The following is a 9038-nucleotide window of genomic DNA, read 5'->3' as shown; positions in this document are numbered from 1 at the left end:
TGGTAGCGATCGACCCGCGCAATGGCGAAATCCTGGCGCTGGTGAGCAAGCCCACCTTCGACCCCAACCTGTTTGTCGAAGGCATTGACGCCGAAAACTGGGCCGCGCTCAATGAGTCCATCGACAAGCCGCTGCTCAACCGCGCCCTGCGCGGCACCTATCCGCCCGGCTCCACCTACAAGCCCTTCATGGCGCTGGCGGCGTTGCAGCTGAACAAGCGCTCGCCCAGCCTGGTGGTGAACGACCCCGGCTTTTACACCTTTGGCGGCCACACCTTCCGCAGCCACGAGGGCGGGCTGGGGGGCGTGGACATGCACCGTGCCATCCAGTTCTCCAGCAACACCTACTTTTATTCGCTGGCCGTGGACATGGGTGTGGATGCCATCCACGACTTCATGAAGCCGCTGGGTTTCGGCCAGTCCACGGGCATCGACCTCAACGGCGAAGTGCGGGGCACGCTGCCCAGCACCGAGTGGAAGCGCAACACCTACAAACGCGCCGACATGAAACGCTGGTTCCCGGGCGAAACGGTGTCGCTGGGCATTGGGCAGGGCTACAACAATTTCACGATGCTGCAGCTGGCACTGGCCGAGGCCACGCTGGCCAACGGGGGCATCCGCTATCGCCCCCACATGGCCAAGGCGGTGAAGAATGCGGTCACCGGCGCCATCACCGAGATCGTGCAGCCCCCTGGCATCAACCTGGGCTACCAGGCCAAAAACGTGGAGCTGGTGCGCAATGCCCTGGTGGCGGTGAACAAGGGCGGCACGGGCACGCGGGTGTTCATGGGCGCGCCCTACACCTCAGCCGGCAAGACGGGCACCGCCCAGGCCGTGACCATGGGCCAGAACGTGAAGTACAACGCCAAGGCGCTGGAGGAGCACCAGCGCGATCACTCGCTGTTTGCGGCCTTTGCCCCGGCCGAGAACCCCACCATCGCCCTGGCCGCCATTGTGGAGAACGCAGGCTTTGGTGCTGCCCACGCCGCCCCGATTGCGCGGCGCGTGTTTGACTATTGGCTGCTGGGCGAGTACCCCAGCGAAGAAGACATCGCCGCCGTACAAAAGGGCCTGGCCAGTGCGCCCATGGGCAAGCCCCGCAAGGCCAGCGAGGTGCCGTTGGTCGCTCCTTGATCTGGCACTGGATTGCTCTTAAATTGATAGCTGTTGACGCAATATCGACTGGCGCTACAAGCTGTTTTGCTTCAAAAGCGCCTGCTAGGCACCGGCAGCGCGCGGTGACGGCTGAAGCTGGCTGAACACCAGCGCCGCCACAATCAGCGCCGCCCCGCTCAGTCCGGCCCAGCCCAGCTGCTCGCCCAGCAACATCCACGCCGTGAGTGCGGCAAACACCGGCTCCAGCCCGAACACGATGGCGCTGCGCATGGCGTCCACGCGCTGCTGGCCCCAGGCCTGCAGCGTCACCACCACCACGCTGGCCAGCAGGCCCAGGTACAGCAAGGCCAGCAAGGCGTCCACCGGCAGCTGGGCGGCAGAGTGCAGCCAGTCCATGTTCCCGCTTTGCACCAGCAACAGCGCAGTGGAGGCCAGTGCCATCACTGTGGCCTGCGCGGCGGCCATGCGGGTGGCACGCAGGGGCTGTGCGGCCGTGCGGCGCGCGCATTCTTCCAGCGCCAGGATGTACAGCGCATAGAACACGGTGCTGGCCAGCGTCAGCGTATCGCCCAGGTTCCAGGGCTCGTTCTCGTGGAACATCAGCGCCATGCCTGCCAGCGCCATCACGCAGGCGCCCCACAGGCGCCAGCCGTAGCGCCGCCCCAGCGCTGCCATCGCGATCAGCGGCACCACCAGCACGTTGAGCCCGGTGACAAAGGCATTGCGGTTGCTGCTGGTGCGTGCGAGGCCCTCGATCTGCAGCCAGAACGCCAGGAACAGCAGCAACCCCAGCGCGCAGCCCCAGCGCCGCTCGTGGCGGAGCATGCCGCGCCACAGCGGCGCCAGCACCAGCAGTGCGATCACAAACCGCAGCCAGATGATCTGCAGTGCGTCGAGGTGCGCCGAGAGCAGTTTCATCGCCGGGAAGGTGGTGCCCCACACCACGGTCACAGCCAGCAGGGCCATCAGGCCCCAGCGTTCAGTACGCATTGGAAGAATTCTCCAAACCAATAAGAACCTGTTCAAAGAAAAAGGGCCACCGGTTGCCCGGTGGCCTCTGCTTTGCAGAGTGTGCAGTGTGCCCGTTCAGTGGCTGACCTGGCCCAGAAACGCGCGGATGCGGTCGTTGGCCGGGTTGCTGAAGAACTCCTGCGGCGGCGCATCGTGCGCGATACGACCCTGGTCGAAGAACATGACCCGGTCGGCCACCTCGCGCGCAAAGCCCATTTCGTGGGTGACCACGATCATGGTCATGCCGCCACGGGCCAGGCCGCGCATCACGTCCAGCACTTCCTTGACCATCTCGGGGTCGAGCGCCGAGGTGGGCTCGTCAAACAGCATCACCTTTGGAGCCATGGCCAGCGCCCGTGCAATGGCCACCCGCTGCTGCTGCCCGCCCGACAGCTGCCAGGGGTACTTGTGCGCATGGTCCTGCATGCCCACGCGGCGCAGCAGCTGCATGGCCTCGTCGTTGGCCTGGGTGCGCGGGGTGCGGCGAATGCGGCGGGGCGCCAGCGTCACGTTGTCCAGCACGCTCATGTGGCCGAACAGGTTGAACTGCTGAAACACCATGCCCACCTCGCAGCGCTGGCGCTGCAGGGTGGTGAGGTCGTCGCACACCTCCACGCCATCGATGGTGATGCGCCCGCTGTCGTGGGGCTCCAGGCGGTTGATCGCGCGCAGCAGGGTGCTCTTGCCCGAGCCCGAGGCGCCAATGATCACCGTCACCTCGCCGGTGTGGAACACGGTGGACACGTCCTTGAGCACCTGGTGCGCGCCAAACGACTTGCACACGCGCTCGGCCACGATGTAGGGCTTGGGTGGAACGTTGGAGTTCATTGGTTGCGGCCCTCCACGTCAAAGCGGTACTCGACGGCGTTGGAGATCTGTGTGACCAGTGTGGTCAGCAGCAGGTAGGTGATGGCCACCGTGGTCAGCGTGGCGATGGGCTGGAACGTGGCCGACTGGATGCGGTTGCCCACGTTGGTCAGCTCCACCACGCCGATCGCGTAGGCCAGCGAAGAGTCCTTGAGCAGCGCCACAAAGTTGCTCACCAGCGGCGGCAATGAGATCTTGAACGCCTGCGGAAACACCACGTCCATGAACACATGCATGCGGCCCAGGCCCAGCGCCCGGGCCGCCTCGGTCTGACCGCGTGGCACGGCCAGTAGGCCCGCGCGCAGCGCTTCGGCGTTGTAGGCGCCCACATTGAGTCCCAACGCCACGACGGCGGCGGCAAAGTCGGGCAGGTTCAGCCCTGGCACCAGCACCGGCAGCGCAAAGTACACAAACAGGATCTGCACCAAGAGCGGTGTGCCGCGAATGGCCCAGATGTACACGCCAGCAATCCAGCGCACGGGCGTCCAGCGGGCGGTGCGGGCCAGCGCCGCAGCTGTGCCCAGCACCAGGCCCACGGCACCGCTGACCAGCGTGAGCCACAGCGTGGTGCGCGCACCTTCAGAAAACGCCTGGGCATTGGGTCCGATGGGGTCAGGGAAGAACGACAGCAATTGGCCCAGCAACGAGAGGGCCAGCACCATCACCACCAGTGCAGCGACCAGCGTGGCATTGCTGCGCTGCTGTCGGGACCAGCTTTGTGGCCAAAGAGCGAGAAGCATGGATCAGACGACCAGAAGGTCTTGGTTGGAAATCGGGTGGGCGGCAGGGACATTGGCCTGCGCCGCCACAAAAGGCAAAAGGTGCGCAGAGGCTCCCGGCCTTCTGCGCACCCCATGTGCCATCACATCAGTTGCAGCGCACGTCTTCGTTGAAATACTTCTTGGAGACGGCGGCGTAGCTGCCATCGGCCAGCACTTCGGTGAACGCCTTGTTCCAGGCATCGGCCAGGCCGGTGTTGCCCTTGGCCATGGCGGGGGCGATGCGCTCGATGAACAGCATGTCGCCCAGCTTGAAGCCGGCTTTGGCGTTCTTGGCAGCGGCTTCCTTGGCCACGAACTTGTCGCTGACCCAGGCGTCCACGCGCTTGGAGATCAGGGCACGCTGGGCGTCGGTGTCTTGCGGGAAGTTCTTCACTTCCTTCACGCCGCTGACCTTCTTGACCTGCTCCAGGTAGCTGGTGCCGGTTTGCACGGCCACGACCTTGCCGGTCAGGTCCTTAGCGTTGCGGATCTTGTCGTCCATGGCCACGATGATGCCGCCCGAGCAGTAATGGGGGTTGGCAAAGGTCACGGCCTTGGAGCGCTCGTCGGTCACACCGTGCGAGGCGATCACGGCGTCCCAGCGGTTCTGGCCCAGGCCGGTCAGCAGGGCGTCAAAGCCCAGGGTCTTCCATTCGAGCTTCAGGCCCATCTTCTTGACCACCAGCTCCGCCACTTCCACCTCAAAACCCGTCAGCTTGGTGCCTTCGAAATAGTTGAAGGGAGCGAACTGGCCCTCGGTGGCCACGATGATCTTGCCGTCCTTCTTGACTTCGTCCAGCGTGCGGGCCTGGACGGCGAGGGCAGCGCACAGCGCCACGGCGGTGACAACGGCAGACTTGAAAAATTGCATGACAGGTTCCTGTGGGGGTGGTTCAGGTACAAAAAATCCGGCCTGCGGGTAGGCAGGCCGGAGCGGGTGGATGCGGGCATCGCCATTGGCGATGGGCCTCGTCATCAAACGGAAACGTGCGGAAATTATAGGACGCACGTTCACATTCGGGCCATGCAGGGCAACCCCGATGACCTCGGAGCGCCCTGGTGGTAGGCCTTACGGGGCGTTGCAAGTTGGGTGCCACCCTGGCGACCGACACCCGGTGCGTGAAGAGCAGGCCTACCGCAGAAAGGCGTCGTACCCCGTCTTCAGGATCAGGGTGCTCACCACCACGATGAAGATGCCCCGCACAAAGCCGGTGCCATGCTTGAGCGCCATGTGGGTGCCGAGCAGGCTGCCCAGCACGTTGGCCACGGCCAGCGTCACCGCAAAGTGCCACCACACATGGCCCTTGGCGGCAAACAACGCAATGGCGGCGATGTTGGTGGCGCAGTTGAGCAGCTTGGCCGACGCCGATGCATTCAGAAAGTCATAGCCCAGCAGTCGCACGAACAAAAAGACGAAGAAGCTGCCGGTGCCCGGGCCAAAGAACCCGTCGTAAAAGCCGATGAGCACACCAATCAGGCAGGCGGCGATCACCTCGGCCCGGCCGGCAAACCGGGGGGTGTGGTGCCGCCCCAACTCCTTCTTGGCCAGGGTGTAGAGCAACACGCCCAGCAGCACCAGGGGCAGCAGCTTGCGCAGGAATTCGGCCGACACCACGGTGACGGCCCAGGCGCCCACGAACGAGCCGGCAAAACCGGCGGCTGCGGCCGGCAGCATGGCCGACCAGCGGATCTGCACCTTGCGGCTGTACTGCCAGGTGGCCATGGCGGTGCCCCAGACCGAGGCCGCCTTGTTGGTGCCCAGCAGCGTGGCCGGGGGCGCCCCCGGAAAAGCTGCAAATAGCGCGGGCACCATCACCAGTCCACCGCCCCCCACGATCGCATCCACAAAGCCCGCGAGCAGCGAGGCCAGGGTCATCAAAATCCATTCCATCGCAGGATTGTCGCACCGGGCCTGCTATCGATTCAGGACCGCTCAGGATCGAGCGGGCAAGAAAAAGGCGCTGGGATCGCCAGCGCCTGAAAGGGTTCACACCTCGTTGGGTGTTTTGAATGTGGTTCTTGATAGAAAGGTTGTCTCCTCGGGCCCCTCGCTTGGCACACCGAAGCGCGCTTTCGAGTGCCGTGACTGTAACGGCTGCACCCTGCTGGTGCATTGGGGGTTTCCCGCCCCCCGTTGTTGGGCGCCGGACAGCTTGCGGGGGCGCTCTGTGCCCCGATTCGGGGGCATCTGGCTGGCATGGCTCGTGCAATGCGCTTGTAACAAATTGCGAAAGGGAGCGTGCATGCGTGCAGTCAACCACCGGGTGTTTGCGGTCGTGTCGTTGTGTCTGGGGCTGTGCACCTGCGCGCTGGCCCAGGGCGTGCCAGAGGCTCCTGCAGTCGCGGCGCCCCTCACGCGCCCCGCCCTGGTGGCCCAGGACACGGTGAATGCGGCCCATACCGGCTGGATGATGACCTCCACCGCCCTGGTGCTGCTGATGACGCTGCCAGGCATTGCGCTGTTTTACGCAGGCATGGTGCGCAGGAAGAACGTGCTCAACACCATGGCCAGCGTGGTGGCCATTGCAGCGCTGGTCAGCCTGCTGTGGTTTGCGGCGGGGTATTCACTAGCCTTCACACCGGGCAGCGCCTGGCTTGGCGGCTGGGACCGTGCTGGCTTTGCCGGGCTCGACTTTCAACTGGAGGCGGGCAAGCTGGCGGTGAGCCACATTGCGCCGCTGATCCCGGAGTCGGTGTACGCGATGTTCCAGCTCACCTTTGCCATCATCACGGCCGCGCTGCTGGTGGGCGCGTTTGTGGAACGCATGCGGTTTTCGGCCATGCTCGTCTTCATCAGCCTGTGGACACTGGTGGTCTATGCGCCCGTGGCGCACTGGGTGTGGGAGCCGGGTGGCTGGCTGGCGCAGATGGGCGCGCTGGATTTTGCGGGCGGCTCGGTGGTGCACGTGAATGCGGGCGTCGCGGGGCTGGTGTGCGCCTGGTTTCTGGGCCGCCGCGCGGGGTATGGGCGTGAGCCGTTTGAGCCCTACAACCTGGGGCTCACCATGGCGGGCGCGGGCATGCTGTGGGTGGGCTGGTTTGGCTTCAACGCGGGCTCTGCGGTCGCGGCCGATGGGCGTGCCGGGCTGGCCATGGCAGTGACGCACCTGGCCGCTGCGGCCGGTGCGCTGTCGTGGATGCTGGGTGAGTGGGTGGTGCGCGGGCGCCCGTCGCTGCTGGGGCTGTGCTCTGGCCTGGTGGCGGGGCTGGTGGCCATCACACCTGCCGCCGGTTTTGTCACGCTGCGCTCGGCCGTGGTGATTGGTCTGGTGGCCGGGCTGGCCTGCTACTGGGGCGCGACGGGGCTCAAGCGGCTGCTGCGGGTGGATGACTCGCTCGACGTATTTGGCGTGCATGGCGTTGGCGGCATCGTGGGGTCATTGCTCACCGGGGTGTTGGCCAGCAAGACCGTGGGCGGGGTGGCGGGCAGCCTGCTGACCCAGGCCATCGGCGTGAGCGCCGTGGCGGCCTACAGCCTGGTGGTGACGGCCGCGCTGCTGTGGGTCATCAACTTTGCGATGGGCCTGCGGGTGGACGAACAGAGCGAACAGACGGGGCTGGACATTGCCCAGCACCGCGAGCGCCTGGGCGGCTGAATGAGCCCCGAGAGACCCGGCAGGCCTTCCCCGCTCCCGCATCGTTGTGCAACGCGGGCCAGCTGGTGCAGTCCGATGGATGACCCCAATGCATTAAGGAGCCGACCATGTCCGATTCCGACAAGCTGGCAATTGCCGCCCACCTGCATGTGCTGTTGCGGCGCAAAACGGGTCGCGTGACCGATACCGAATGGATGGCGGTCAACGCGGACTATGCGCAGGAGATCGTGCGGTTCGCGCGCCAGCGCGCTGTGGACGACAACGCGCCCGATCTGGCCGAGTGGGCCGACCGCCTGGAGCACGCCCTGCACGCCACTCCCCTTGCAGCGCCGCGCCGTCCGCTGCTGGATGTGGCGGCGCAGGCTGTGCGCTCGCGCCCCGCACCGACGCCTGAGCCCGCCCCCGAGGTGCCGCGCTATGTGGGCGGCATCCGCTGAACGCTGCAGCGACCTGGGCGCCGGGGCTTGCCAAGATCAGTGGGGCGCAGTGCCCTGTGTGAACAGCCCGGCCGTGGGAAGCAGCCCGGTCAGCTGGTTGTCGCCATAGGTGCGCAGCACCTGCGCAATCACCACCTGGTAGCCATTGAGCCACTGCGCCTGCGCGGCCTTGGCCTTCAGGTGCGCGGGGTGTTGCATCAGCGTTTGCAGCGCTTCCAGCGACTGCCAGTAGTACACGTTGGACACCAGGCCGTTGCCCGTGTCCGTCCAGGACTCCTCGCCCAGGTAGCCGTCGATGGAACGGGCGGCGGTGGCAATCGCCTCGTCCAGGCGGTGAAAGGCGTCGTCGAACTGTTTGGTCGCAAAGATGAAAGTGGAGGAGTACATCGGCGCGATGGTACTCACGCCGCCCGCCTTGCCTGGATGATCCACTCCGCCGCCTTCTCCGCCATCATCAGCGTGGGCGAGTTGGTGTTGCCGCTGGTGATGGTGGGCATGGCGCCCGCATCCACCACGCGCAGGCCGGCCACCACGCCGCCGCGCCCATTGCGCACGCGCAGTTGAGCATCCAGCACAGCCATCGGGTCGCCGTCGCGGCCCATCTTGGTGGTGCCCACGGGGTGGAAGATGGTGGTGGCAATGTCACCCGCCAGGCGCGCCAGGTCTTCGTCGCTTTCAAACTGCACGCCGGGCTTCCACTCCTGCGGCTGGTACTTGGCCAGCGCGGGCTGGGCCACGATGCGGCGCGTGACGCGCAGGCTGTCGGCGGCCACCTGGCGGTCTTCGGGCGTGCTGAGGTAGTTGGGCGCGATGGCGGGCGCGGCCTTGAAGTCGGCGCTCTTGATGTTCACCGTGCCCCGGCTGGTGGGGTTGAGGTTGCACACGCTGGCGGTGAAGGCCGGAAAGCTGTGCAGCGGCTCGCCAAACGCATCGAGCGACAGGGGCTGCACGTGGTACTCGATGTTGGGATAGGGCTGGTCGGGGCTGCTGCGGGTGAACGCACCGAGCTGCGAAGGCGCCATGCTCATGGGCCCGCTGCGCTTGAGCGCATATTCGAGCCCGATCTTGGCCTTGCCGGCCAGCGAGTTGGCCATGGTGTTGAGCGTCTGCACCCCTTGCACCTTGAACACCGCGCGGATCTGGAGGTGGTCCTGCAGGTTGGCGCCCACGCCGGGCAGGTCCGCCGCCACATCGATGCCATGCTGGCGCAGCAGTGCGGCGGGGCCGATGCCCGACAGCTGCAGCAGCTGG

General features: G+C 65.9%; 10 protein-coding genes. 3 read left to right on the top strand and 7 right to left on the bottom strand.

Annotated features, from left to right (window positions below; all coding sequences use genetic code 11):
* The coding region (locus DBR23_RS16405; protein WP_255581741.1) for a penicillin-binding transpeptidase domain-containing protein at positions 1-1133 on the top strand (1133 nt) is incomplete at its 5' end.
* 84 nt (positions 1134-1217) lie between these two features.
* Here DBR23_RS16405 and DBR23_RS16400 read toward each other — a convergent pair.
* The 5 genes from DBR23_RS16400 to DBR23_RS16380 all read right to left on the bottom strand — a co-directional run bounded on the left by DBR23_RS16400 (position 1218) and on the right by DBR23_RS16380 (position 5645).
* The gene (locus tag DBR23_RS16400) at positions 1218-2105 is read right to left on the bottom strand and encodes a DMT family transporter (protein WP_108498953.1); all 888 of its coding nucleotides are present in this window, start codon (positions 2103-2105) and stop codon (positions 1218-1220) included.
* A gap of 96 nt (positions 2106-2201) precedes the next feature.
* Positions 2202-2954 carry an amino acid ABC transporter ATP-binding protein gene (locus tag DBR23_RS16395; protein ID WP_099731500.1) on the bottom strand — a complete coding sequence of 251 codons (753 nt, stop codon included), beginning with the start codon at positions 2952-2954 and terminating at the stop codon, positions 2202-2204.
* Entirely contained in the window at positions 2951-3733 is a 783-nt protein-coding gene (locus DBR23_RS16390) for an amino acid ABC transporter permease (RefSeq protein ID WP_056057473.1), read from the bottom strand. Before DBR23_RS16390 ends, DBR23_RS16395 begins: the two co-directional genes overlap by 4 nt.
* Positions 3734-3860: 127 nt before the next feature.
* Complete coding sequence (locus DBR23_RS16385; RefSeq protein ID WP_056057476.1) at positions 3861-4625, bottom strand: ABC transporter substrate-binding protein; 765 nt, start codon at positions 4623-4625, stop codon at positions 3861-3863.
* A gap of 261 nt (positions 4626-4886) precedes the next feature.
* Complete coding sequence (locus tag DBR23_RS16380; RefSeq protein ID WP_056057479.1) at positions 4887-5645, bottom strand: TSUP family transporter; 759 nt, start codon at positions 5643-5645, stop codon at positions 4887-4889.
* 352 nt (positions 5646-5997) lie between these two features.
* Here DBR23_RS16380 and DBR23_RS16375 point away from each other — a divergent pair, with 352 nt between their 5' ends.
* Together DBR23_RS16375 and DBR23_RS16370 are read left to right on the top strand one after the other, a co-directional pair.
* Positions 5998-7350: an ammonium transporter gene (locus DBR23_RS16375; protein ID WP_108498952.1), complete on the top strand. Its 1353-nt coding sequence runs from the start codon at positions 5998-6000 to the stop codon at positions 7348-7350.
* Positions 7351-7457: 107 nt separating this feature from the next.
* Positions 7458-7787 (top strand): hypothetical protein, encoded by a 330-nt coding sequence (locus tag DBR23_RS16370; protein ID WP_108498951.1) that lies wholly within the window; start codon positions 7458-7460, stop codon positions 7785-7787.
* A gap of 36 nt (positions 7788-7823) precedes the next feature.
* On the opposite strand, the gene DBR23_RS16365 is transcribed toward DBR23_RS16370, so the two are convergent.
* Together DBR23_RS16365 and DBR23_RS30840 are read right to left on the bottom strand one after the other, a co-directional pair.
* Positions 7824-8174, bottom strand: a complete 351-nt coding sequence (locus DBR23_RS16365; RefSeq protein ID WP_056057483.1) for an antibiotic biosynthesis monooxygenase — start codon at positions 8172-8174, stop codon at positions 7824-7826.
* 14 nt (positions 8175-8188) lie between these two features.
* Positions 8189-9038, bottom strand: an 850-nt coding sequence (locus tag DBR23_RS30840) for a GMC family oxidoreductase (protein ID WP_233250499.1), incomplete at its 5' end; no start/stop codon positions are given.

Origin of the sequence: Acidovorax sp. HMWF018, assembly GCF_003061035.1 — a bacterium.
Classification (GTDB): domain Bacteria; phylum Pseudomonadota; class Gammaproteobacteria; order Burkholderiales; family Burkholderiaceae_C; genus Acidovorax; species Acidovorax delafieldii.
This window is presented reverse-complemented; position numbering and strand designations above follow the sequence as displayed.

Bases quoted from the DNA above. Each gene is read 5' to 3' on its own strand.
- DBR23_RS16380 (WP_056057479.1), bottom strand. From the start codon at position 5,645: ATGGAATGGATTTTGATGACCCTGGCCTCGCTGCTCGCGGGCTTTGTG.
- DBR23_RS16395 (WP_099731500.1), bottom strand. From the start codon at position 2,954: ATGAACTCCAACGTTCCACCCAAGCCCTACATCGTGGCCGAGCGCGTG.
- DBR23_RS16390 (WP_056057473.1), bottom strand. From the start codon at position 3,733: ATGCTTCTCGCTCTTTGGCCACAAAGCTGGTCCCGACAGCAGCGCAGC.
- DBR23_RS16385 (WP_056057476.1), bottom strand. From the start codon at position 4,625: ATGCAATTTTTCAAGTCTGCCGTTGTCACCGCCGTGGCGCTGTGCGCT.
- DBR23_RS16370 (WP_108498951.1), top strand. From the start codon at position 7,458: ATGTCCGATTCCGACAAGCTGGCAATTGCCGCCCACCTGCATGTGCTG.
- DBR23_RS16400 (WP_108498953.1), bottom strand. From the start codon at position 2,105: ATGCGTACTGAACGCTGGGGCCTGATGGCCCTGCTGGCTGTGACCGTG.
- DBR23_RS16365 (WP_056057483.1), bottom strand. From the start codon at position 8,174: ATGTACTCCTCCACTTTCATCTTTGCGACCAAACAGTTCGACGACGCC.
- DBR23_RS16375 (WP_108498952.1), top strand. From the start codon at position 5,998: ATGCGTGCAGTCAACCACCGGGTGTTTGCGGTCGTGTCGTTGTGTCTG.